25 protein-coding genes are annotated in these 25,289 nt (G+C 43.6%); 3 read left to right on the forward strand and 22 right to left on the reverse strand.

Annotation, left to right across the window (positions count from 1 at the left end):
- Nucleotides 1–60 precede the first annotated feature (60 nt).
- A complete protein-coding gene (locus tag JMF81_RS08210) occupies nt 61–1,416 on the forward strand; it encodes a sodium-dependent transporter (protein ID WP_201310977.1) in 1,356 nt (451 codons plus the stop codon).
- 89 nt (nt 1,417–1,505) lie between these two features.
- Here JMF81_RS08210 and JMF81_RS08215 read toward each other — a convergent pair whose 3' ends face one another.
- The 13 genes from JMF81_RS08215 to JMF81_RS08275 all read right to left on the reverse strand — a co-directional run bounded on the left by JMF81_RS08215 (nt 1,506) and on the right by JMF81_RS08275 (nt 11,575).
- Nucleotides 1,506–1,670 (reverse strand): hypothetical protein, encoded by a 165-nt coding sequence (locus JMF81_RS08215; protein ID WP_201310978.1) that lies wholly within the window; start codon nt 1,668–1,670, stop codon nt 1,506–1,508.
- 195 nt (nt 1,671–1,865) lie between these two features.
- Nucleotides 1,866–2,375: a YcxB family protein gene (locus JMF81_RS08220; RefSeq protein WP_201310979.1), complete on the reverse strand. Its 510-nt coding sequence runs from the start codon at nt 2,373–2,375 to the stop codon at nt 1,866–1,868.
- Between the two features lie 12 nt (nt 2,376–2,387).
- Nucleotides 2,388–3,245: a carboxylating nicotinate-nucleotide diphosphorylase gene (gene nadC / locus JMF81_RS08225; protein WP_330611496.1), complete on the reverse strand. Its 858-nt coding sequence runs from the start codon at nt 3,243–3,245 to the stop codon at nt 2,388–2,390.
- Nucleotides 3,217–4,518 (reverse strand): L-aspartate oxidase, encoded by a 1,302-nt coding sequence (locus tag JMF81_RS08230; protein ID WP_201310980.1) that lies wholly within the window; start codon nt 4,516–4,518, stop codon nt 3,217–3,219. Before JMF81_RS08230 ends, nadC begins: the two co-directional genes overlap by 29 nt.
- Before the next feature lie 18 nt (nt 4,519–4,536).
- On the reverse strand, nt 4,537–5,445 hold the full coding sequence (gene nadA, locus JMF81_RS08235) for a quinolinate synthase NadA (RefSeq protein WP_201310981.1): 909 nt from the start codon (nt 5,443–5,445) through the stop codon (nt 4,537–4,539).
- A 167-nt stretch (nt 5,446–5,612) separates the two neighbouring features.
- On the reverse strand, nt 5,613–5,870 hold the full coding sequence (locus JMF81_RS08240) for an HPr family phosphocarrier protein (protein WP_201310982.1): 258 nt from the start codon (nt 5,868–5,870) through the stop codon (nt 5,613–5,615).
- 16 nt (nt 5,871–5,886) lie between these two features.
- Nucleotides 5,887–6,453: a DUF4428 domain-containing protein gene (locus JMF81_RS08245; RefSeq protein WP_201310983.1), complete on the reverse strand. Its 567-nt coding sequence runs from the start codon at nt 6,451–6,453 to the stop codon at nt 5,887–5,889.
- 13 nt (nt 6,454–6,466) lie between these two features.
- Nucleotides 6,467–7,942: a xylulokinase gene (locus tag JMF81_RS08250; protein WP_201310984.1), complete on the reverse strand. Its 1,476-nt coding sequence runs from the start codon at nt 7,940–7,942 to the stop codon at nt 6,467–6,469.
- Nucleotides 7,943–7,945: 3 nt separating this feature from the next.
- Complete coding sequence (locus JMF81_RS08255) at nt 7,946–8,992, reverse strand: zinc-dependent alcohol dehydrogenase (RefSeq protein WP_201310985.1); 1,047 nt, start codon at nt 8,990–8,992, stop codon at nt 7,946–7,948.
- 24 nt (nt 8,993–9,016) lie between these two features.
- The gene (locus tag JMF81_RS08260) at nt 9,017–9,862 is read right to left on the reverse strand and encodes a PTS system mannose/fructose/sorbose family transporter subunit IID (RefSeq protein ID WP_201310986.1); all 846 of its coding nucleotides are present in this window, start codon (nt 9,860–9,862) and stop codon (nt 9,017–9,019) included.
- 1 nt (nt 9,863) lies between these two features.
- A complete protein-coding gene (locus tag JMF81_RS08265; RefSeq protein ID WP_243282588.1) occupies nt 9,864–10,658 on the reverse strand; it encodes a PTS mannose/fructose/sorbose/N-acetylgalactosamine transporter subunit IIC in 795 nt (264 codons plus the stop codon).
- A gap of 15 nt (nt 10,659–10,673) precedes the next feature.
- The gene (locus tag JMF81_RS08270) at nt 10,674–11,159 is read right to left on the reverse strand and encodes a PTS sugar transporter subunit IIB (protein WP_201310987.1); all 486 of its coding nucleotides are present in this window, start codon (nt 11,157–11,159) and stop codon (nt 10,674–10,676) included.
- On the reverse strand, nt 11,156–11,575 hold the full coding sequence (locus JMF81_RS08275; RefSeq protein ID WP_201310988.1) for a PTS sugar transporter subunit IIA: 420 nt from the start codon (nt 11,573–11,575) through the stop codon (nt 11,156–11,158). Before JMF81_RS08275 ends, JMF81_RS08270 begins: the two co-directional genes overlap by 4 nt.
- Nucleotides 11,576–11,905: 330 nt before the next feature.
- On the opposite strand from JMF81_RS08275, the gene JMF81_RS08280 reads away from it, so the two are divergent.
- Nucleotides 11,906–12,739 carry a class II aldolase gene (locus JMF81_RS08280; RefSeq protein ID WP_201310989.1) on the forward strand — a complete coding sequence of 278 codons (834 nt, stop codon included), beginning with the start codon at nt 11,906–11,908 and terminating at the stop codon, nt 12,737–12,739.
- A gap of 154 nt (nt 12,740–12,893) precedes the next feature.
- Here the strand turns inward: JMF81_RS08280 and JMF81_RS08285 are convergent, their stop codons facing one another.
- Genes JMF81_RS08285 through JMF81_RS08295 form a run of 3 tightly spaced genes read right to left on the reverse strand, consistent with a single transcriptional unit; the run spans nt 12,894 to nt 18,312 of the window.
- Nucleotides 12,894–14,645: an ABC transporter ATP-binding protein gene (locus JMF81_RS08285; protein ID WP_201310990.1), complete on the reverse strand. Its 1,752-nt coding sequence runs from the start codon at nt 14,643–14,645 to the stop codon at nt 12,894–12,896.
- Nucleotides 14,635–16,371, reverse strand: a complete 1,737-nt coding sequence (locus tag JMF81_RS08290) for an ABC transporter ATP-binding protein (protein ID WP_201310991.1) — start codon at nt 16,369–16,371, stop codon at nt 14,635–14,637. Before JMF81_RS08290 ends, JMF81_RS08285 begins: the two co-directional genes overlap by 11 nt.
- 18 nt (nt 16,372–16,389) lie before the next feature.
- A complete protein-coding gene (locus JMF81_RS08295; protein WP_201310992.1) occupies nt 16,390–18,312 on the reverse strand; it encodes a BglG family transcription antiterminator in 1,923 nt (640 codons plus the stop codon).
- 188 nt (nt 18,313–18,500) lie between these two features.
- On the opposite strand from JMF81_RS08295, the gene JMF81_RS08300 reads away from it, so the two are divergent.
- Nucleotides 18,501–19,415, forward strand: a complete 915-nt coding sequence (locus tag JMF81_RS08300; protein WP_201310993.1) for a nucleotidyltransferase family protein — start codon at nt 18,501–18,503, stop codon at nt 19,413–19,415.
- Nucleotides 19,416–19,717: 302 nt separating this feature from the next.
- Here JMF81_RS08300 and JMF81_RS08305 read toward each other — a convergent pair whose 3' ends face one another.
- The 6 genes from JMF81_RS08305 to JMF81_RS08330 form a co-directional block, all read right to left on the reverse strand.
- Nucleotides 19,718–20,542 carry an Mrp/NBP35 family ATP-binding protein gene (locus JMF81_RS08305; protein ID WP_201310994.1) on the reverse strand — a complete coding sequence of 275 codons (825 nt, stop codon included), beginning with the start codon at nt 20,540–20,542 and terminating at the stop codon, nt 19,718–19,720.
- 3 nt (nt 20,543–20,545) lie between these two features.
- The gene (rpe, locus tag JMF81_RS08310; RefSeq protein WP_201310995.1) at nt 20,546–21,202 is read right to left on the reverse strand and encodes a ribulose-phosphate 3-epimerase; all 657 of its coding nucleotides are present in this window, start codon (nt 21,200–21,202) and stop codon (nt 20,546–20,548) included.
- Between the two features lie 98 nt (nt 21,203–21,300).
- Nucleotides 21,301–22,941 carry a Na/Pi cotransporter family protein gene (locus JMF81_RS08315; protein WP_201310996.1) on the reverse strand — a complete coding sequence of 547 codons (1,641 nt, stop codon included), beginning with the start codon at nt 22,939–22,941 and terminating at the stop codon, nt 21,301–21,303.
- Between the two features lie 249 nt (nt 22,942–23,190).
- Complete coding sequence (locus JMF81_RS08320; protein ID WP_201310997.1) at nt 23,191–23,931, reverse strand: hypothetical protein; 741 nt, start codon at nt 23,929–23,931, stop codon at nt 23,191–23,193.
- Nucleotides 23,931–24,635 (reverse strand): ABC transporter ATP-binding protein, encoded by a 705-nt coding sequence (locus JMF81_RS08325; protein WP_201310998.1) that lies wholly within the window; start codon nt 24,633–24,635, stop codon nt 23,931–23,933. The genes JMF81_RS08320 and JMF81_RS08325 overlap by 1 nt, the downstream gene beginning before the upstream one ends.
- Nucleotides 24,636–24,644: 9 nt before the next feature.
- Nucleotides 24,645–25,013 (reverse strand): GntR family transcriptional regulator, encoded by a 369-nt coding sequence (locus tag JMF81_RS08330; protein ID WP_201310999.1) that lies wholly within the window; start codon nt 25,011–25,013, stop codon nt 24,645–24,647.
- Nucleotides 25,014–25,289: the final 276 nt, after the last annotated feature.

The raw sequence follows: 25,289 nt of genomic DNA on the forward strand, positions 1-25,289 counted from the left end.
CAAGAAAGAATCCTGCTCTGCAGGACTCTAAATAAAAAAGTATGAAGAGAGGTATTTATTATGTCACATGAAAGAAGCGGATTCTCGAGCCGTATCGGATTCGTTCTGGCAACGGCCGGATCCGCCGTAGGATTGGGAAACATCTGGAGGTTTCCATATCTTGCCGCCAAATATGGAGGCGGAAGTTTCTTATTGATTTACTTGATTCTGACCCTTACTTTTGGCTTTGCATTAATGATTACGGAAGTTGCCCTTGGAAGAAGAGCCGGTACCAGCGCGATCAACGCGTTTGGACATTTTAACAAAAAGTATACCTTTATCGGTTATCTGACCAGCTTTATTCCTTTTATTATTTTCCCATATTACTGCGTCATCGGCGGATGGGTGACCAAATATATGGCCGTATCCCTCCAAGGACAGATTCATGCGGCAGCATCCGATGATTTCTTCACCGGATTTATCGGGAAGACAGAAGAGCCGATCCTGTATCTGCTGATCTTCCTGGTCATTACAACGATTATCGTAGCATTCGGCGTAAAAGGCGGAATCGAGAGGGTAAGTACTTTTATGATGCCGGTTCTGATCGTGCTTCTGATCGGAGTCTCCATTTTCTGTATTACCCGCCCGGGAGCGCTCGCCGGAGTTGTTTACTATCTGAAGCCAAGCTTAAAAGATTTCGGGCCAACCACTTTCCTGGCGGCTCTGGGACAGTTGTTTTACTCCATGTCCCTGGCAATGGGCATTATGATTACCTTCGGCTCCTATATGCCGAAAAAATCTGATCTGGAAAAATCCGTAGCTCAGGTAGAATGCTTTGATACTGGTGTTGCATTCCTTGCCGGTCTTATGATCGTACCTGCAGTATTCGTATTTTCCAACGGAGATTCTTCCATGCTGGCAAAGGGTCCATCCCTTATGTTCGTCATGCTTCCAAAGGTATTTGACAGTATGGCATTCAGCAATGGAATCGGCGCTGTGTTTTTTATTCTCGTATTATTCGCAGCACTGACATCTTCCATTTCTCTGCTGGAGACACTGGTTGCCGTTCTTATGGACAAGTTCCATATGCGGCGAATCCCGGCTGTTATCCTGCTGTTTTTCATTGCCCTGCTGATGGCGCTTCCGTCATCTCTGGGATATGGCGCTTTAAGCGGCATTACGATCATCGGATTCAGCATCCTTGATTTCTTTGATTTCCTGAGCAACAGTGTTCTGATGCCGATCGCGGCATTTCTGACCTGTATCTTTACCGCTTATGTGATCAAACCGGATGTGATCGTAAATGAAGTAGAAAGTTCCGGAAAATTCCACCGGAAATCACTGTTCCTGGTGATGATCAAATATATCGCGCCGCTGTGCATTATCGCGATTCTGATTTTCTCCGTACTGGAAGGTCTTGGAATTATTACAGTATAGACAAAAAGGTTCATATTATGAAAGAGCAGTCCAAAACGGGCTGCTCTTTTTCATTGGATCATCAAGTGAGGTTCTTCAAATATTATTTATTATTTCAGGAAAAAATAATAGACAGCAGACGCTGCCGCAATGCCTAAAACAACCAGTCCGTAGTAGGTATAAGCCCTGCCGTATCCTTTCCAGTCTCTCTGCAGTTTCTCTGTTTTATCTGGATTTATGACTGCGTTATTGATTCTTTTTTCTTTAAGGCTCATCGTTCCCATCTCCTTTCTCACCTAATGATCTCTCTTATTATAGCATATCTATATTATCCATTCAATATACTTATAATATTCATACATATGTCATGATGCCTCTTAGGACTTTAAGCCTGCGGCGGCTGTAAAACAGCAAAAAAGTACGGTCACAAATCCCTGACTGATTTTTTGACCGTACTTTCACTATCTTTTTTATATCTGACGCTGCATCTTTTCTTTTACAAACGCTTCAAAGTCCTCTGCCTTTCCAATCACAAAGCTGTCTTTCGGCACCAGAATGGTCCGTTTATTCTCTGTTTCAAGAGCAAAAAGATTCGGAAGATTATAGAATTTCTCGATCTGCGGATATTTCACCGCAATCTCTTCCTTTCCTTCTTTCATGCGGACGCTGCTGCCAAAATAAACAGCACATTCCGGCGGCTCTTTCATACCGTTTCGCTTCGCCTGCTTTTCAACAACCATAGAAATCAGAAAATAATAATTGTAAATCAGCAGACCTGCCGTGAAACAGAGAATAAACAATGTGATATCTGACAGGCCATATCCTGCCCATACCATGCTGATGATCAAAGCCGCCGCCGAAACCAGCATGATAATTCCTCCTAAGATTCTTGTGGTTTTGCAGAACACATATTTTGCGTATTCCTTGGTCATTGCCGTTGTCAGGCAATACCGGCTTTCAAAACTCAGTTTCTCTCCCATAGGGGTCTCTCCTTATTCCGTCGGCACCAGATTTTTAAGAGAAATATCCATAATCGGCGCAGAATGAGTCAGAGCTCCGCTGGATACATAATCCACTCCAATCTCACGGATAGCTGCCAGGCGTTCTTTCGTTACATTACCGGAACACTCTGTCTCTGCCCGTCCATCGATCATCTTAACTGCCTCTTTCATCGTCTCATCATCCATGTTGTCCAGCATGATGATATCCGCTCCTGCTTCCAGCGCTTCGCTGACCATCTCAAGATTCTCAGTCTCAATCTCAATCTTTCTGACAAATGGGGCATACTCTCTCGCCATATAGACTGCCTGACGGATTCCTCCTGCTGCCCCGATATGATTGTCTTTCAGCAGCACGCCATCAGAAAGATTATAGCGGTGATTATAACCGCCTCCGACTGTTACCGCATATTTTTCAAAAGGACGCATATTCGGCGTTGTCTTTCTCGTATCCAGAAGCTTTGTCCGGGAGCCTTCCAGCTCTTTTGCAAGACTCCTTGTAAATGTCGCAATGCCGCTCATTCTCTGAAGATAGTTAAGCGCTACTCTCTCTCCGGATAACAGCACACGGATATCTCCTTTTACCACTCCCATGAGATCACCGTTCTTCACTTCATCTCCGTCCTGAAGTTCCGTCTCAAACACTGTATTCTCATCCAGAAGCTTGAACACTCTCTCAAACACTTCCAGTCCGCAGATGATCCCATCTTCCTTACAGATCAGATCTACTTTACCCTGTTTCGCCTCAGGCATGACCGCGTTTGTCGTGACATCTTCTGAAGTGATATCTTCTTTCAGGGCATTCAGCAGATACTCGTCAATGTTAATTCTCATCGTTACACCATTGATCATAAAAATCCCTGTCCTTTCTCTTTAACTCTTCCAGAACCAGCCGTTTATTATCTTCCAGCAGCTGATCTCCATTCTGGTACGGTTCCAGATCTACCGCAACTTCTTTCAATTCTCCATGATGAGCCGCAATATCTTTCGCTGCTGCTTTGGCAAATACCAGTGATTCCAGCAGAGAATTGCTGGCCAGACGGTTCTTTCCGTGAACTCCGTTGCAGCTGGTTTCCCCTACCGCATACAGATGCTCCATTGATGTCTTACTGTCTAAGTTTACTTTGATGCCTCCCATAAAATAATGCTGGGCAGGCGTTACCGGAATCCAATCCTTCGCCATATCATATCCTTCTTCCAGACACTGACGGTAAATATTCGGGAATCTTTTTTTGATCCGTTCCCCATCCAGATGTGTCACAGACAGATACACATGATCCGTGTGATCTTTTGCCATCTGCTTGCGGATCTCTGCCGTTACCACATCTCTTGGTTTTAACTCATCTGTAAACCTCTCTCCGTTCTTATCCAGCAGATATGCACCCTCTCCCCGGACAGATTCTGAAATCAGGAATCTTCGTCCCGGCTTCTTGGAATAAAATGTCGTTGGATGAATCTGTATGTAATTGATATTCTTCAGTTCGATCTGATGGCGCAGACAGACTGCCAGGCTGTCCGCAGTCAGATGGCGGAAATTGGTGGAATTATGAAATAATCCTCCCAGACCTCCGGTTGCCAGCACTGTATCCGGTGCTTCGATCACATCAGGATTTCCCTGGGCATCCTGATAGACGACTCCCCTGCACTCGCCATCTTCTTCTATGATATCCAGCATCGTACAGTGGGTCATGATCTCAATGTTCTCCCGCTTTTTTGCTTCCTCATAAAGATGGCTGGTAATCTCTTTTCCTGTCAGATCCTCGTGATGGAGAATTCGGAACGTGGAATGGCCTCCTTCTCTCGTAAACTGCACCTGGCCGTCTTTCTCATCAAACCTCACGCCAAATTCTCTGAGGTCTTTGATGATCTGCGGTGATTCCCGGATCATCTTCTCTACGGCACCTTTATCGTTCTCGTAGTGTCCCGCTTTCATTGTGTCTTCAAAATAAGAGTCGAAATCATCTTCATTTTTTAACGCGGAAATTCCCCCCTGAGCCAGAAAAGAATCACTTTCTTCGACTTCTTTTTTTGTTATCATTATAACTTTGTAGTCCCTGGGAAGAAACAGCGCATGGAATAACCCGGCTGCTCCTGTTCCCACAACGACCACATCTGCTGATCTCATACTTCTTTTTACCCTTTCCTATTCTGCCAGTTCAAGCATCGCATCCAGCGCTTTTTTTGCCTTCTGGCGTAATTCTTCCGGCAGTTCCACCGGATTTTTCATATCTCTCAGAGCATCTCTGACATTCTCCAAGGTGATTTTCTTCATATCTGCGCAGAACTGATTCTGTCCGGCTGCATAAAAGACTTTGTCCGGATTCTTCCGGCGCAGTTCATAAAGAACTCCCAGCTCTGTACAGACAATGAATTCTTTGGCCTCGGAAGCTGTCACATAATCAATAATTCCGGATGTACTTCCGATATAATCACCCATTGCCGTCACATCCGGCGTACACTCCGGATGAACTACGATCTCTGCTGCAGGATGCATCTCTTTTGCACGTTTTACCTTTGCTGCGGTAATCTCTTTGTGAACCGGACAATAACCGTCATTATAAATGAAGTTCTTATCTTTCACCTGACTTCCAATATACCTTCCAAGGTTCTCATCCGGGATAAAGAAAATGTTCTTCTGCGGAAGAGCTTTTACCACTTTCATCGCATTGGAAGAGGTTACGCATACATCCGCATATGCCTTGATCTCTGCCGTGGAATTGATATAACAGACCACTGCCAGATCATCATATTTTCTGCGCATCTCCTGAATCTTCCCAATCTCCACCATATGCGCCATCGGACAGTCCGCATTCTCATCCGGCATCACGACCGTCCTCTCAGGATTGAGGATCTTCGCACTCTCACCCATAAACTTAACGCCTGCAAAGCAGATGACATCTTTTGATTCTTTCACAGCCATCTTTGCCAGATAATAGGAATCTCCAACATAGTCCGCGATTTCCTGAACCTCATCATCTACATAGTAATGTGCCATCAAAACGGCATTTTTTTCTTTCTTTAATTCTTCTATTTCTTTCTTTAATTCTTCCATTCTTCACTCCTCGCTTATTGTTATCTAATATACCACTTTCACCTACCCAGAATCAAGTATTTGCGTGGTTTTTTGCCCCTTTTCCACATTTTTTCCGTCTCATAAAAGAAACAGTATTTTTATCAGAAACAACTTGTTTACTGATAAAAATACTGTTTCTTTCTCTTCTATAAATTATTGTTACAAAATTCCCGAAGTGCCTCTGCCGCTTCCTGTTCATCTTCTCCTTCAATCAGAAAGTGAACGTTATCTCCCTGATATGCTCTCAATGTAAGCAGAGAAGCCATGTTTTTTGCGTTTGCTTTCACTGGGCCATTCTGGATCTGAATCCTGCTTTGAAATCTGGCAGCCTCTTTTGACAGAAGCATTGCCGGCCTGGCATGGATTCCGACTGGTATCTGAACGATAAAGTCAAACTGCTCCACTGTTCTTCTCCTTTCGTCATTCCATTTTTGCACACTCATCCATCAAACGATGAATTTCATCCGCGATCCTATTCGCAAAATGAAAAGACTGTCGGAACGCATAGCTTTTGATCCGCACCGGTTTGGAGATCAGGACGATTTCTTTCTTCTTCCCATTCTTCAGACGGACTGACACTTTTAATGTATTCATATTTCCTTCGGCTCTCCGCTTCACCTTTTCTTCCAGTTCCTCCAGTTTCATGACCGGCTGACAGACCAGCCTGCATTCTTCAATCTCTCCTACGTCATAAAATTCAGGATCGGAAACCTGCCCCGCCGTCATCCGGTTATTCAAAATACAGATTTTCTGATTCCGCTCATCCACCAGAAGATAATTCCCAATCCGGCCCGTTACTTCGAAATCTTCCTCTACTTCACCTTTCTGACTGCACAATTCCTTCAGTTCATCCAGAGTCTTTGCCGCAATGGTCTCTGTATAATTTCTGCTTGCTTTCTTATAGCATTTTTTGCAGATATATCCATCTGTATAACGAAATTTATTAAACATTCCGATTGGTTCATGGCAGATATCACAGGTTTTCATTCCAATCCCTCCTCTATTCTTCCATCATTTCCTGATAGCATTGATAAATTTTCTGATACTTCTTATATTTTTTTTCATAAAGTCCCATATTATACGTTCTCGGAGAAAATGTCTTCCTGATCCTTACTGTGTGGTCAATCATGCGTTCCATGGAAACACCATCCCGGCTTCCTGCCGCAGCCAGAGCAATTCCATATCCCGCCCCCGCCGTGCTTTCCATCTGCTGGACTCTGACGCCCAGCACATCTGCCAGCATCTGCATCCACACTTCATTTTTGGAACCTCCTCCGGTTACTTTAAGTCCGTCCATTTCTTCTCTGGTAAGACACATTACTTCCGCCAGCTGTCTTGCCGCCAGACAGATCCCTTCCATGACCGCCAGTGTCATTTCTTTCCGGGTCGTATCCGTTCCCATTCCCAGGAACGCTCCCCTTAAATTCGGATCCCCGTAAATGGTTTTATCCCCTGTCAGGTGCGGATAGAAAATCAAAGGGCTTTCTCCCAGATGATCTATATCATCCTGGCTGGTTTCTCCGGCAAAATCATCTGTTCCAAGAATCTGTTTTACCCACCATCCAAGACTGCTTCCCGTTGATTGTATCACACCTTGTACAAGAATAGAAATCTCTTTGCCGTCCATGGAAAACAGAATGTTTTTCCCTCTGGCATTGAAATCAATCCTGCTTTTCGGCACCATCAAAACTCCTGATGTGCCAAGAGATAATACAGGATATTTTCTGGCAAAGCACCCTGTAGCGATCGCTGCCGCAGGATTATCGCCGGTTCCGGTGATCACCCTCACATTCTCACCAAATCCATATTTCTGCCGCCATTCTTCCTGAACCATTCCAGCCGTCACTGCCGTTCCTTTGATCTCAGGATAAATCTCCTCCGGAAAATCCAGCAGATGCCGGATTTCCGGAGACCATGTTCCTGTGGTCAGGTCACAGAGTGAGGAGGTCGATGCTTCACAATAATCGGTCTGCATCGTACCTGTCAGACGATATACAATATAATCTGGCCCAATGAGAAATTTTTTCATCTTATGAAAGCTGTCTGGTTCATTCTCTTTCAGCCACAGCAGATTAACCGCCGGGCTTCCTGTTGAAATAATACTGGCGACATGAGACGCTTCAGGCAGACGCCTGATTTTTTCTTTCAGGTTTGACACCATATCCTTTGTTCTGGTATCATTCCACATGAGAGCAGGACGTATTGATTCACCATTTTCATCCAAAAATACCACTGTGTGCATCTGTCCTGTCACTCCGATGGCTTCAACTTCTTGAGGATCGCACCCCTCAAGAAGCTGTTCCATCGCCTCATCGGTTCCCCTCATCCAGACTTCGGGATCGATCTGCTTCCATCCCGGTCTTGGCTCTTCTATGGCATATTCTCTGCTGGCTTCGCCGGTGATCTTACCATTTTCATCCATCAGGATAACTTTTGCCGAAGAGGTGCCGATATCAATTCCAATATAGTATTTCATTGGCTATTCTCCAAATTTTAAAATTACTTTATACGTATCTGGTCTTGACGCAGCCTCAATCGCTTTGTCAAAGTCTGCATAATCATAGACAGCTTCTGTCAGCACAGACGGATCGACCAGTCCTTTTCCAATCATTTCCACCGCCTGATGGAAGGATTTGATCGTTGGACTTACAGCTCCCGTGATCGTCTTCTGATAGGAATGGATCGCCCCCATATCTACCGGTACCGGATCATTCGGATGCATGGAACTGAACATTACCGTAGTTCCTGTTTTAGCCGTCATATCAACTGCCTGCGCCGCAACAGCCGGGATTGCTGTTGTGTTAAATACCATCAGCGCTCCTCTTCCGTCCGTTAATTTTTTGATTTCTTCGACCGGATCTGTTTCTGCTGGATTGATAACATCATCACATCCAAGCTCTTTTGCCTTTTTTCTTCGTTCTTCCAAAGGCTCGCTTAAGATAACTCTGGCTCCTTTCATCTTTGCCAGGATCACATGGAGAAGTCCCATAGTTCCCCCTCCAATGACCGCAACGTCATCACCAAACTGAATATTGGTACGGTTGATGCTGTTGGCGACACAGGCAAGCGGTTCCGTAAAGGCCATTTTCTCAAAGGACGTCTCTTCCGGATAAACGAACAGATCTTCTGCTTTTGCAGCGACAAATTCCGCAAATCCGCCGTAGCCTGACAATCCGTCCGGATTATGGAAAATCTTGCTCTTTGGGTGTTCCTCACAGATATTTTCTTCTCCGTGTTTGCAGAAATAGCATTCTTTACAGTCATCGATAATATACTGCACAACTTTCTGCCCTTCATGGAACCGTTCCTTATTAACCGCGCTTCCCATTTTTTCTATGACACCGCAGTACTCATGTCCTCCGATTCTCGGATAACTGTAGCTGCAGTCTCCGTTAAAGTCTCTTACATCATTGGTACAAATGCCTGAAGTTTTGATCCGGATCAGCACTTCATCTTCTTTGATTTCCGGAACATCAATATCTTTGATGGAAAAATCCTTTGGCCGATTTAATATAATTGCTTTCATCTTTTCTCACTCTTTCTTCCATTATCATGATGGATATGCTAAGATTCCTGTTACTCCGCCTACAATACCGATTACGATGATCAAACCGATTACCTTGATGGAGGACCATCTTCTCTTATTTAAGAGATAGTAAACCAGCATGGTCACTGCCAGAGGAAGGATTTTCGGACATACGGCGTCTAAGAAGCTTTCCTGGATGCTGTATGTGCTGGTTGAACTTACGATTTCGATTCCGCATTCAGCAGTTACGTAGTTTACGATCAGACCTCCCATTACCATACATCCCATAATGGACGCGCCTTTGATCAGCTTATTTAAGATACCTTTTTCCAGGAAATCCATGATTGCTTCGCTTCCGGCTTTATAACCGAACATAAAGTTCCAGTAGCTTAATGCGTATGCTGCCACAATGATAACGACTGCATAGATAATTGCGCCCCATATATTTCCGTCACCAGAACGAGTCAGGTCGATACATACTGCCAGTAAGATTGGGATAACAACACCCTGCCAGATAGTGTCTCCCATACCTGCTAAAGGTCCCATTAAAGATGTTTTCAGGTTTGTAATAAAATCACCGGGTATTTCTTCGCCCATGGCCTTTTGTTCTTCCAGGGCAATCGCCATACCAAGGATACACGCTCCAAACTCGATATGAACGTTAAAGAATTCAATCTCACGTTTCATGACTTCTTTCCGTTTGGAAGGATCTTCTTTGTATAAGAAATTAATGACTGCTGAGAACATATGGGCAACAACCTGTCCCATCATTCTTTCATAGTTATAACATGTCTGCGGGAATGTTTCCCAAACCAGCCAGGCTTTAATCAAAGCGGCTCTTGGGATTAAGCTTTTCTTATTATTTTCCATCTTAATCATCCTCCTCGTCATCTTCATCATCATAAGCTGCTGTTGCTGCGGCTGCCTCATTAACAGATGTCATCTGCACGTAAACGATTGCTACGATCAGAGCGATGATACCTAATGTCAGAAGCGGAAGTCCGGAATATACGGCTAATAAAAATCCTGCAAATAAGAAAATCCTGGATTCCCCTTTAAAGATATACTGCAGTGTGATCGCGATTCCAAGTGCAGGCATCAGACCGCCGATAATCTGGAAAACTGTCAGAACTTTTCCACTTAACATGTTGATGATTCCCTGAATGTAGTTTGCTCCGAAATAAGCTGCAAAAGCACACGGAATCGCTGTCATACAGAAACACATGATCTGCGGGAACAATACATTCGCCCGCCATATTTTATGATATTCTTCTTTTTCAATGTAATTATCCGCAATATGTACGAAGAATGAGTCAAATGTCATACGTCCTGCCCATACGATCGTACCAAGGATACCGATCGGAACTGCCAGTGCCAGGGCTGTATCTGTATCAAGTCCTCCGGCAATCGCGTAAGCGGTACCTAAGATTCCTGCCAGAGCCATATCTGCCGGCATACTTCCTCCGGCGGACATAAATCCAAGATAAACCAGGTTAATGGTTGCTCCGATGACAGCTCCCTGTACCGGATGTCCCAAGATCAATCCTGTTACTAATCCACAGACCAGCGGTCTCTGCAGTGACCAGAGTCCTACGAATGGAAGATTTCCAACGGCCAGCCAGTAAACAATGCCGCAAAGGACTGCCTGTATAATGCTGATTTCCATATATATCTCCTCCTTTTATTTATCAACATAACCTGCTGCTTCTATTACCTGCTGTTCCGGAACCAGCTGATAATATACATGAACATTTTTTGCCATCAGATTCTTAATGGCTGTGATCTCGTCAGGAGAACATGCTACATTCTTGATAAATGGAGTTCTCTCTCCCCTGATTCCCATTCCTCCAAGGTTTACATCTGTAAGCTCAAGTCCAAGATCCGTCATTCGGTCATATGTGATCGGTGTTTTTGTAAGAACCATAACTCTCTCTCCTGGTTCTTTCGGATCTTTTTTCAGCACCTCTGCTCCTTTTTCTGTCGCATAGACATTGACTTTTACGCCGTTTGGCGCAAGGGCTTTGATTACTCGTTTGTTGAATTTGTCCGCTGCCACCTCATCATCTACAACAATGATTCTGTTGACATTCAGACTCGGGGTCCATACAGAAACAACTTCTCCATGGATCAGACGGTCGTCCACTCTTGCTAATACGATGTTTTTCATTCCTCATCCTCCTCACTTTCTTCTTCAAACAACTGATTGACATATTTGATCGTGTCCGGTGCGGCTTCTAATAATCCTTCACAGATCTGAGCTGCTGTTTTATCCGCATATCTTCCCATCATAACTTCAACTGCCAGCGGAATGTTGATTCCTGTTACATGATAGAAATCATGATCTTTCATTAATGAAACAACTGCGTTGAACGGGCTTCCATGAAACAAATCTGTCAGAAAAAGTATTTCTTCTCCTTTTGGTGTCTTTTTGATCTCTTCTTCCAGCTTCTCTGTCAATGACGCAACGGTCTGTTCTGGATACAGGCCGTAAGCTACCAGATTTTCCTGTTCTCCGACCAGCATCTGAACGCTCTCAACCAGTCCTTTTGAGAAGCTCCCGTGAGATACTGCAATGACCTTCATCTTAACCTCGCCTCCTTTTCTCCGGTCGTTTATCGTACTCTGAGTATAGCATGGTAAAATACACTTTTTTTACAGACATTTGCGTAAACATTCCCGCATTTTCTGTCAGCAGACTGCATGATTCATTACGCAATTCTTTACGCAGTTTTTTCACTTAAAATTCGTTGATTCTGCGGCATCCTTTGCGCAATAACTGAAATTTCCGGCGGTCTTTTCACTGCTATAATAAAGACAAGCTTGGTACGTACAGGTGATGGAAATTGTAAATTCAGAATTGTGTTTTATAAGATAGGAGGCAGCGGAAGCTTTCCTGGCTTCTGCGATAATAATATGAAAATTGTAAATGGATTTGACCTTATGAACTATGCAGCTGCTCATCATTATATGCTGCCGGCATTTAATACGACCAACCTTGAAATGACTTACGCAATCGCAAAAGGACTGAACCAGGCAAATCTTCCTGGATATATCCAGATTTCTTCTAATAATTTAAGACTGTCTGATCCTGAAACGATCGTATATCTTACAAAGAAAGCTTTAAAAGACAGCGATGTGCCGATCGCACTTCACTTAGATCATGGAAAAACATATGAAGATGTAAAGGCTTGCGTCAATGCCGGATTTACCTCTATCATGATCGATGCGTCTCATCTGGATTTTGAAGACAACATCAAAGAGGTTAAAAAAGCCGTTGACTACTGCCACTTCTATGGGGTTCCTGTTGAAGCAGAACTTGGATGCCTTCAGGGAAAAGAAGAAGACATTGTAAATGAAGCGGACGCCAAAACAGATCCTGATATGGTTCAGGATTTCGTAAAACAGACCGGATGTGATCTTCTGGCTGTCGCTGTAGGGAATGTTCATGGACTGGATATCGAACCAAAAGTTGATCTTCCATTATTGAAGAAAATCTCTGAGCTTTCACCGGTTCCTCTTGTTATGCACGGCGGTTCCGGAATCCCATTCGAAACAATTCAGGAGGCACGAAACTATAATCTTTTGAAAGTAAATTATGGATCTGATTTAAGAAAAGCTTTTGTTTCTACTTTTGGAAAAGCTTATGAGAAAAATCACAATACCTGCAGCGTGATCGAATTAAGTTTGGAAGCTGTTGAAAATGTAAGCAAAACAGCTGCTGATCTGGTAACAATCATCAATCAGTAAAAAATAATTTGTTCATCCTCTCTTTTTTATCATAACAAATCCCGGCCGAATTTTATGATTCGGCCGGGATCTTTTTGTCTGTACTGTTTATTTCATCCGCAGGATCTCCTGCAGTGCTGACAGGATCGGAGAATAAATCCTATCGGAAGCTGAATCAGGATGGCGCAAACTGACTCTGATACAGTTCAGCGTAAAATCCATTCTGCTTCAGCAGTTCTTTATGGGTTCCCTTTTCGATGATCTTCCCGTCTTTCATCACAAGAATTACATCCGCTTCACGTATTGTAGATAATCGATGCGCTACGATAAAACTGGTTCGCCCGTTCATCATTTTGCCAAAAGCATTCTGGATCCTGATTTCTGTCATTGTATCGATGGAAGATGTTGCCTCATCCAGGATCAGCATTGGCGGAAGATCCAGCATGACCCTCGCAATGCAAAGCAGCTGCTTCTGTCCCTGAGACAAACTTCCGCCGTCCTCTCCCAGAACAGTATCATACTGCTGCGGCAGCTTCATAATAAAGTTGTGAGCATGTGCCTCTTTTGCTGCCCGTATGATTTCTTCATCCGCAGCATCTGGTTTTCCATAGGCAATATTCTCCCGAATCGTGGTATTTTTCAGCCATGTTTCCTGAAGCACCATTCCAAAGTTGGATCTGAGACTTTTTCTTGTTATATCCCGGATTTCATGGCCATCCACATAAATATTCCCATCTGTCACATCATAAAACCGCATCAATAAATTGATCAGCGTTGTCTTTCCACATCCGGTCGGTCCGACAATGGCAATTCTTTGTCCCGGCTGCGCTGATAAATTCAGATGCTCCATAAATCTCTGATCCGGCCGGTAAGAAAACGCTACATCCTCAAGCTCTACTTTTCCCTGAATCTCCGTCAGTTCTTCGGCATCCGGAGAATCTTCCGTCTCCGGCTCTTCATCCAGGAACCGGAACACCCTTGCTGCTGACGCCAGTGAATTCTGGAATTCCGTAATTACTCCTGTAATCTCATTGAAAGGTTTTGTGTACTGATTTGTATAACTCAGAAAACTGGTCAGACGTCCAACCGTCAGACCTCCTGCAATCACCGTAAAACATCCTGCCAGCGTCACACCGGCATAAATGATTGAATACATGATTCTTGTCGCCGGATTGGTCAAAGAGGAGAAAAAGGTAGCCCGGAGGCTGTAGCCTGCCAGCCGCTCGTTGATTTCTTCAAATCTCTCCTGTGCTTTTTCCTGATACCCGAAGGCCTCCACTACCTTCAGATTCCCCAGCATCTCATCCGTAAGGCTGGTCAGCTCTCCCCTTGTCTCTGACTGTTTCTTAAACATCTGAAACGTATTCTTTGAAATAAATCCTGCAATCCCAAAGGACAGCGGGCTTAAGACTACAACAACCAATGTGATCAGAGGATGAATCGTCAGCATGAACACAATGGTTCCTGCAATGGTCAGAACCCCTGTAAACAGCTGGGTAAATCCCATCAAAAGGCCATCTGAAAACTGCTCCACATCCGTAATAATGCGGCTGATCAGGTCTCCGGCCGGATGACTGTCCACATAGGCTGCCGGCACACGATGAAGATGATGAAAGGCCTGTACTCTCAGATCCTGAACGATCCGGTAGGTAATCATATTATTTACATGATTCATCAGCCACTGAGCTGCTGCCGTAACCGTAATTGCTGCAATGATCAAAACAATCAGTTTCCCAAGCATTCCGAAATCCACACTGCCTTTTCCAGCGATATAATCCACCGCATTTCCCGTAAGAATCGGTACATAAAGAGTCAGGCCCACTGTGATGACCGCCAGACCCAGTGACAGTACTACCAGAGAGGTATATGGGCGAATACACAGAAGAATCCTTTTTAACACTTCTTTGTTTCCTTTTTTACCGCGCATCGGCTTCTACCTCCTCTCTTGTCATCTGGGACTCACAGATTTCCCGGTAAATCTGACAATTTCTTAAAAGTTCCCTGTGGGTTCCTTTTCCTGCTGTCCGTCCATTGTCCAGTACAAGGATCTGATCTGCGTTCTTTACTGCGGATACCCTCTGAGATACAAGAAATACTGTCATCTGATCCGTCCTGCGGGCAATGGCTTTCCTGAGCCTTGCGTCTGTGGCAAAATCAAGGGCAGAAGCACTGTCATCCAGAATCAGGATCGAAGGCCTGCGCACCAGAGCCCTTGCAATGGTAAGACGCTGTTTCTGACCGCCGGAGAGGTTTCTTCCATTCTGCTGAATCATCAGATCCAGTCCCTCTCCTTTTTGTTCCACAAAATCCAGCGCCTGAGCGGTTTTTAACGCTTCATAAATTTCTTCGTCTGTCGCATCCTGTTTTCCCCACCGCATATTATCCCGGAGTGTTCCGCGGAACAACGCTGCTTTCTGCGGCACAAATCCTATCTTTTCTCTTAGATTTTCCATTCTAAAATCCCTGATATTCTGTCCTCCGATCCGGATCTTCCCTGCTCCGGCTTCATAAAATCTGGGAATCAGATTGACCAGAGTCGTTTTCCCGGATCCCGTTCCGCCGATCACTCCTATAGTATCTCCCGGCATGGCACAAAAAGATATATCTTCCAGTGCCGGACGTTTTGATCCTGCATAAGAGTACGAAACATGATCAAAAGCAACTTCCGCTGCTCCCAAAACTTCCGCATCCTTCGAACCGTCCACAATGCTGCCCTCTATCTGAAAGATACTCTCAACCCGGTTCAGACTGGCTGCGGTCCGGGACAGCAGAATCATCAGATTGGCCAGTTTGATCAGTTCTGTCAGAATCTGAGACATATAATTAATCAGTGCAACTACCTGTCCCTGTGTCAGACGTCCTGCATATACCTGTTTGCCGCCGACCCATAACACACCGATAATTCCCAGATTGATAATGATATAAGTCACCGGATTTAAAAGAGCCGATATCTTTCCAACAAAAATCTGGCGCTGATACAGATTCTCGTTGGAACGGTCAAACTCCTTCATTTCACTTTCCTGACGGTTAAAGGCACGGATTACCCGGATTCCAAGAAGATTCTCCCGTGTCTTTTGCAGTACATCATCCAGCTGTTTCTGGACATTCCGGTACAACGGCATACTGATCAGCAGAATCAGAAAAACAACAACAAAGAGGACCGGTATTGTCACCGCAAACACCATGGCTGTTCTGCGGTCCACCACAAACGCCATAAAGACCGCTCCCAGAACCACAAAGGGAGACCGTAAAAACAGGCGCAAAAACATGTTAACACCGTTCTGCACCTGATTGATATCACTGGTCATTCTCGTAATCAGGGTAGATGTCCCGATTTCATCAATTTCCTGATACGTAAATGTTCCCATATGGGCAAAAAGATCATTTCGCATGGCCGTTCCCGCCGATACCGCCGACTTTGCCGCAAAATACTGTGCTGTAGCCGAACTGATAAAACCAACAATTCCAAGCGCTGTCATCAGACATCCCATCCGGATCAGATACCCCTGATCCTTCCCTGCAACGCCGATATCGATCATATTGGCCACTACCAGAGGAACAAGCAGTTCAAAGCTGGCCTCCAGCATCTTAAACAGCGGCGCCAAAATAGTTTCTTTCAGATTTTTTCTCAAATATCCTAATAATCGTTTCATATTCTGTTTCCTGCCTGTCTAAATATCATTATTAATTCCCATTTCCAATGCTTCTTTCACAAGAGAAATGAAATGCTCATAAGATGGATTTTCAATCAGTTTATCCACCAGAGACTTATCCGCGAAAATCTTAGAAAAATAATTCCACAGCTGAAACGCCTGATTGTTGTTCTTCCCTACATGCATCAGCATGATCAGATTCACCTCATTTTTTTCACTGTCCCATAAAATCGGTTTCTTTGACACATAGACTGCTACAAAGGTATCAGAGGAAGCCGCATACATCGGATGGGGCACCGCAATATTTTTACTGAAGAATGTACTTCCGATTTCTTCCCTCTGGAGCACCTGGGTCAGCAGATCTTCCGTCTGAAAATGTTCTGCGGCGAGACTGCACAATGTTTTGATCACTTCTGATTTAGAACTGCTGTCAGCAACGCAGAACAGCTCCGGATAAAACATCGCTACCACATCTTCCATATCTTTAAATCCGTCAATGTTCAGTTTAATATTCATATAATCATGCTGATTCGGGAAGGTATCAATATACATTGCCAGTCCCTTCTCGAAGAATTCTTCCTTCTCCGTTGTCAGAAAAACTCCGTATTCATCCAGCATTTCCTCGGTTACATCCATCGGATTCACAAAATCCACTGCAGAGATATACTCAGAGAACCAGCGAAGCAGAGTCTGCTTCAGAAGCAGCGTCATGCTTTTTTTCATAGAAGAAATGACCAGGATCTTTGTCTTTCCGCTGCGGTTGTTGATTTCCAGCAGGCTGCTGTAAAAATGAACTGCCAGAAGCGCCATCTCGTCTTCTGAAACTTTTTTGCCGTATTTCTGATATAAAAGAGACGCAAAATACACACTGATATCGTATCCCAGAGGAAACGTCTCCCTGATATATTCCAGCATGTCATTTTTCATCTGCATATCATACTTGATGCGGATGCTCAGAGACATACAGTGAAGAGCCAGCGTAATCCTGAGGTTGATGTTATTGGTAAAATCCACCCCGAAATTGCTTTTGATCGCTTCCAGTGCTCCGGAAATAAATTCATCCATCTCCGGAGTGATCGTATCGGAATCCCTGTTATTTCCCTGTCCCCTCAGATACACCGCAAAATAACGTACTTCCTCATCCGAAACTTTGATAAAAAATCTGCGGCCGATTTTTTCAAAAACATCTTTTGAAATCTCATATTCTTCTCCCAGCTCTTCTGTAATATCCAGTTCCCCAGGCTGGATGTAGAAGCCGTCTTCCATCCGGCAGATCATAATGTTCAAAAACAGGATAGTATTGCTGAAATCCGTATCCATAATATGATACTTATGCTCTACAAATATTTCGGTCAGAATGTTTTTAATCTTTGCCAGCTGCCGCTCGTCGATATAAAGCATTCCCTGCTCATTTTTTACATGAGCAAGATACAGGTCCTGATCTGCCAGACATCGTCTTTTATTGATCTCTGTCCCATCAATCATAACCTTATTGCTGCTTCTTAGAAGTTCCAGTGAAAACTGCTCCAGAATTTCTTCTACCTTTTTCAGATCATTTAGGAGCGTTGATCTGGATACATAAAATTTATCTTCCATCCTGGAAACAGAAACGGCTCTGTGACGGCTTAACAGCAGGAGAAGGATCTGACTGACACGGCTGGTCGGATAATTTAGTGAAACTGTCGTATACTGCTGATACAAAGAATTTACAAACGCAGAAAATTCATCATGATCCTCCACCTGGATACAGCTTCCTTTTGACGCCTTGGATATCAGATTCGCACAGGTCTCATCTTCCAGTTCCTTCCTGATTACTTTCATATCTCCCTGGATCGTTCTCAGGGAAACACCCAGTTTATCAGCAAAATAAGAAGCTGTCAGGAACTCATCTGAATGGTTGCAAAATTCCAATAAAATTTCAATTTGACGTTGGTTTAACATTTGTATTCCTCTTTTTTCTAGTGCTTCGTTCTCTTATTTTTCCATAGCCATTGGTAATATTCCTTATTATACCCTAATCCTTATTTATTTCGCAACCGATGATTCCCCTTCTGTTCCGCCACTGGACGATTCCTCAGGAATCCGATATACTGTTATTAAAAAAATAGATAAGGAGGTATCACTATCTTATGAAAAAACCCGCTTTGGTAATTCTTGCCGCCGGTATGGGCAGCCGGTATGGCGGATTAAAGCAAATGGATCCTATGGATCCGCAAGGCCACGCAATCATTGACTATTCTATCTATGACGCAAAACGCGCCGGCTTTGGAAAAATTGTCTTCGTTATCAAAAAAGCAATTGAACAGGATTTTAAAGAAACGATCGGAAGCCGGGTCCCAAAGGATCTGGAAGTATGCTATGCCTTCCAGGAAGTGGATGCCCTTCCGGAAGGCTATCAGGTTCCTGAAGGAAGAGAAAAACCATGGGGCACAGCCCACGCGGTTTTGTGCGCAAAACCTTTTATCAGCGAACCGTTTGCCGTCATCAATGCTGATGACTATTATGGTGTCAATGGTTTCCAGGTCATGGCAGATTTCCTGACATCCCATCCGGATGGGACTCCGGCCCCTTTTGCCATGGTAGGCTACCATCTTGGAAATACCGTAACTGATCACGGCTATGTCTCCCGCGGAATCTGTGAGGTTGATGATAACCGCCAGCTGATCTCTATTACAGAGCGCACTCATATTGAAAAAAGGGGAGACCACGCTGAGTACACAGAAGATGACGGGGCCACCTGGACTTCTCTTCCATATGACAAACTGGTGTCCATGAACTTCTTTGGTTTTCAGCCAATGATTATGGACGAACTGGAAAAAGGCTTTCCGGAATTTCTGGATCTGGCACTGTCTAAAAATCCTCTAAAAGGAGAATATTTTATTCCAAGCGTTGCCAGCTCTCTGCTTACTCAGGGAAAGGCTACCATGGAAGTGCTGGTTTCTCAGGACCAGTGGTATGGAGTTACATATCCGGAAGACAAACAAAATGTCATGGATGCCCTTCAGGCTCTGAAGGACCAGGGAATTTATCCTCAGGAATTCTAGCTTATGCGGATTCATCCCCGGTTTTTTACAGAAAAAAACACCGGCAGATAAAAATCTGCCGGTATTTTTATTGAGTGTGTATCTAGAAGTTTACGAATTGTTTTGTAAACTCAGTCTCTGTTTTTCTGTAAGCTGCCTGTCATATTCAAAATACTTTTGTAACAGTTTTGTAACTTACAGTTTGAGTTTACCTTTATTTACTTGCAATGTCAACCTTTGTACGAAAAAAAGTACACACTTTTTAACATTTATCCCAATGAATATTTCAAAATTATTACATCATTGGAATTCCGTATCCAATTTTACACCAATAGATCAATCACGCCGTCCAGATAGATATTTTCCAGATTCTCAATTAATCCATTGTCGCAGGCTTCTGTCAGCTTCGGATCAATCGGAAGTTTTCCAAGAACCGGAACCTGATATTTTTCTGCGATTTCATCAATATGACTGTCACCAAAGACACGGATCTCTTTTCCGCAGTCCGGACATTTGATATAGCTCATATTCTCGATCAGTCCCAGAACCGGGATATTCATCATTTTCGCCATATTAACCGCTTTTTCCACGATCATGCCGACCAGTTCCTGAGGTGTCGCCACAACGACAATGCCATCCAGAGGAACGGACTGGAATACGGTCAGAGGAACTTCACCAGTTCCCGGGGGCATATCTACAAACATCACATCAATGTCTTTCCATAATGCTTTTCCCCAGAACTGTTTTACCACATCGGAAACGACAGGTCCGCGCCAGATTACCGGCTGAGTCTCTTCTTCCAGCATAAGATTCAAAGATACGACTTCAATTCCGAAATTCGTCAATGCAGGCATAATAATGCCTTCTGCATTGCCAAGCAGCCTCTCATGCAGACCGAAAGCCTGTGGAATGGATGGTCCCGTCACATCTCCATCCAGAATTGCTGTATGCAGTCCCTTTCTCATTGCAGCTACTGCAAGAAGAGAAGTCGTCATGGATTTCCCAACGCCTCCCTTGCCGCTGACAATGCCTATCACTTTCTTTACACTGCTCTCACGATATAATGGTTCTAAAAAGTTTGTCTGTTCCTGTGTTCTGCTGCCGCAGTTTGCACTGCAGCTTCCGCAATCATGATTACAATCACTCATTGCTTACTCCTCCATTGCCTTTAAAAGTTTTTTTACGTTGGCTTCAATATCTCCATTGAACGCCGCAGAGCCCGCAACAAAAATATTGGCTCCGCATTCCTTGATATGCCCGATATTATCCGCGGTCACACCGCCGTCTACTTCAATGTCCAGATCCAGTCCGCGTTCGTCCGCCATCTTTCTTAGATTCCGGATTTTCTGATCCATGGCGTCAATATAAGCCTGTCCGCCGTATCCCGGATTTACCGTCATGATCAGCACCATGTCGATCTCATCCAGAATATGCTCCAGAGCGCATAACGGAGTCGCTGGGTTCAGAGAGACTCCTACTTTGCATCCTGCAGCCTTTACCTGCTGAATCGCTCTGTGAAGATGTTTTGCAGACTCTGCGTGCAGCGTGATCAGATCAGCTCCGCTTTCCACAAATTCTTCAATATATCTGCCCGGTTCTTCAATCATCAGATGAACATCGAATACCTTATCTGTCTCTTTCCGGAGTGATTTAATAACCGGAAAACCTAAAGAAATATTCGGAACAAAAGCACCGTCCATAACATCAATATGAATCCACTGGGCTCCGGCGTCTGCCGCTTTTTTTACGTCCTCACCAAGTCTTGCAAAATCCGCAGATAAAATTGACGGGGATAAAATGTACTCCATAATTCTTTCTCCTTTACCATATTTGTTCTTATTATAGCACAGGTTCTGAAATTGAGTACATTTTTCCCCGAAAATCTCATATCATTCTTATGTAATTTTTAGCTTCTCTCAATAATTTTTCCCATTTCCTGGGCAATATTCCAGAGATGATCTCCGATTCTCTCAAAATCTGTCAGCAGCTCAGAAAATACAACGCATGCCTCGTCATTGCACTGACCTTTTCGGATTCTCTCCAGATGGTTCTCATAAAACTCATCGGTCTTTTTATCAATAAAGTTTTCTGATTCATGGACAGTCTGCAGCCATTCTTTCGGATTCTCCGGCGCCTCTTTGATTCTGTCAAACATCTGCCGGCAGATATCACGCATTTCCTGCATCTCCTGAATCGCGTCTTTTGAGAATGTAATCTGATTGTCTTTCAGCAGATTGGTGTAATCACAGATATTAACCGCATGATCACCGATTCTCTCAATATTTCCAGTCATTTCAAAGTAAGATCCGATATTCTTAGAATTCTTTTCGTTGGTTTCATGGATCATCATCTTGGAAATCGCTCTGGAAATCTCTTTATTCAGATAGTCGATATAACTTTCTCTCTCTTCCACATCTGCGATCGCAGCAGTATCTGCATGGATAAATGCATGGAAACTTCTGTCTACGTTCATTTTTGCCATATCAAGCATTCTTGCAATCTCTTTTCTGGCACCTTCCAGATGCATGGCAGATGTCCCAATTACCGCATCCATTCCTGTATCTACAGATTTCAGATACTTCAGATGTTTCTGTTTTTCTTTTTCTTCTGCTTTCTCCGGCAGGATCATTACTGCAAGTTTTGCAAGATAATTTCCAAACGGAATCAGCAGAATCGTAGTTGTAATGTTAAACAGTGTATGCATGTTTGCAATCTGTTTTGAAATATTTGCCCCGCTGAAGTCTGCCACAATATCTGTAAGCGGTGTCGTAAGACAGACAACCGTAAAGATGATCGTACCGATAATATTAAAGGACAGATGAATGATCGTAGTTCTCTTCGCACTTCTCTCTGTACCGATTGCTGCCAGTACTGCTGTGATGCAGGTACCAATATTCTGTCCAAACAGTACAAAAACAGAGTTACGGAAGCTGATAACGCCACTCAGCGCCAATGTCTGAAGGATTCCGACAGATGCTGATGATGACTGGATGATCGCCGTAAAGATCATTCCGGCGAAGATTCCAACAGCAGGATTTGAGAACCTTGTCATCAGATTAATAAACGGCGGATAATCTCTTAATGGGATCATAGCGTCTCCCATCATATTCATACCGATAAACAACACACCAAGACCAGCAATGATTTCTCCTACATACTGTATCTTTGGTTTCTTTACAAACATAATCAGTGCCACACCTAAGAACGCAAAAATCGGAGCGATTGCTCCAACATCCAGCGCGATCAGCTGTCCGGTAATGGTTGTACCGATGTTTGCACCCATGATGATCCATACTGCCTGATTTAAGGACATCATTCCTGCATTTACAAATCCTACTACCATAACAGTGGTCGCTGAAGATGACTGGATTACCGCAGTAATCGCTGCACCTACGATAACACCAAGAAAACGATTGGAAGTCAGCCGCTCAAGAATTTCTTTCATCTTATTTCCGGCTGCTGATTCCAGTCCGGAACTCATCATCTGCATTCCATAAAGGAACAGCGCAAGTCCCCCTAGTAATCCTAAGATATTTGTTGCACTCACTTTCTTTCTCCTTTGTCTTTCATATAAATTTCACATATATTTTACAACGATTTTATTTTACACGATTTTCTAACACTTTTCTGTTAAATTTATGTAAAATATTCGTTAATCATAAGGAAATCTGTCTTTTTTCTCCCCATATTTTCTACACTTTTTCAATATTTCCATTTTTTTACTCCAAAAATCATGTCAAATCCAGACAAAAAAAGAGCAGACAGATTTTTTCTGTCTGCTCTTCTGCAGCTGATATTATTCCAGATTCAGATGTTTTGTCAGGATAAACTCTGCAATCCCATGGAATATGACAATTTCCACTACTCTAACGATCACGTAAAGCCATTCATTTAACATTACATGAAATCCACTTCCCAAAAGCAGAGTTTCCACCAGAGAAAACAACACTGCCAAAGCAACGTAAGCAACAAACGAACAAATAAAACGATTTCTGCTGCTGAGCTGGCCGAGCGCCATTGCCGCATACAAATGATAAATTCCGTTTAAGACGGAAACACTTCCATAGAGAATGCTGTAAACTCCCCAGTCATTCACAAACTGCTTCAAAAACTTTGACTGCACCAGAACACTCAAATCCATGCCGTGCATCAGCCCCATTGCCATAACCAGGAGAAAGATTACCAGAATGGTTCCTATTGTAATCAGAAAACTGCTCAGCACTTTGGAAAGAATCAGGCTCCTTTGCGAAACAGGAATCGTAAACATCAGATAGCCTTCTTCTTTTAATAATCCTTTCCAAAAGCGCTGGATGATCACTACAATATTCATCACGATCACCGCTGTAATAAGCACCAGAAACAGCATCATGGTGATTCCCATTATCAGGCTGCCTGGTCCATCTGCATTGTTAATATCAAGCAAAGCCGTCTTTGCCTGTCCGCTCCATAGGATTCCCGTTACAAACATGGCAATCCAAAATGGAATGATTACTTTCAGCATCGACTTTAGATCATACTTCATCAGTTTTCCCATCATTAGAATCCACCTCCCTGATATACATCTGCATGAAACATTTCACCGAACATCATATCAATGGATTTTCCACTTTCTTCCCTCAGATCATCTGCCAGCGCATGTTTAATGATACTTCCGTTTTTAATAAAGATGACTTCATCCATGATCTTCTCGATATCCGCAATCAGATGTGTGGAAATGAGAACTGTCCCTTCCTCATTATAGTTGTTCAGAATAGTATCCAAAATGAAATCTCTGGCTGCCGGATCTACTCCTGCAATAGGTTCGTCCAGAAGATACAGCTGTGCTTTCCGGCACATAACCAGAACCAGCTGTACTTTTTCCTTATTTCCCTTTGACAATTTCTTCATCTTCATCTCCCTGGAAATACCAAGAGCATCACACATTTTCTCCGCTCTTCCCCGGTCAAAGTCTTTATAAAAATCAGAGAAGAAATCCAGGAGATCCGATACCTTCATCCAGTCAGCAAAGTACATTTTGTCCGGAAGATAGCTTATGATTGACTTACTGTCAATTCCCGGCGCTTTGCCTTTTATCTTTACCTCTCCTTCGGTGGGCTGAAGCAGTCCATTCATCAGTTTGATCAGCGTTGTCTTTCCTGATCCATTCGGACCGAGAAGCCCTACAATCCTGCCTGTTCCAACAGAAAATGTGACATCATTTAATGCCGTATCTTTTCCATAACTTTCTTCAGATGTGTGCATGTAATTAAATTATCCATCTGTCCTATCCCCTTTCTCTATCAATCCGGCTGCCTGACTTTTTGTATAGCCTAATTCAGCCATTTCTTTCAGATACCGTTCCATAATCCTGTGAGCGAACTCACTCCTGCATGTTTCAATTTTTTCTGAATTTTCTGTAACTTTTCTTCCTGAGGTCCGGCTTGTCGCCGTTAGTCCTTCCTGATCCAATGCAGCCAGCGCCCTCTGCATGGTATTTGGATTCACTCCGGCTTCCGATGCCAGATCTCTGACGCTCGGCATCCGTTCTCCGCACTGATATTGTCCGGAAACAATCTGTTTTGCCAGATGTTCTTTCAGCTGAATCCAGACCGGACGCTCTCCATCAATATTCCATCCCATACTCATCCCTTCTTTGACTTGTTTTATTGTATTAGTTGCTTAGTACAATAATATAATATGAAATTGAGACATGGATGTCAAGGGTTCTGAAAAGTCATAAGATATTTGTAAGAATTGCGAAAGATTTATGATAACCAGCCCTGCTTATCTTCTGTCTTGCCGACAATGTGCCCCGTTCCTCTCGGCAATCTTCGATTCCCTCGCGCACGGGCTTCGCCCTATAGACACAAATGAAAAGGACCCTGACCGAACATAAATGCTCGGCAGGGTTCTTTT

The organism is Anaerostipes butyraticus, assembly GCF_016586355.1.
Classification (GTDB): Bacteria; Bacillota; Clostridia; order Lachnospirales; family Lachnospiraceae; genus Anaerostipes; species Anaerostipes butyraticus.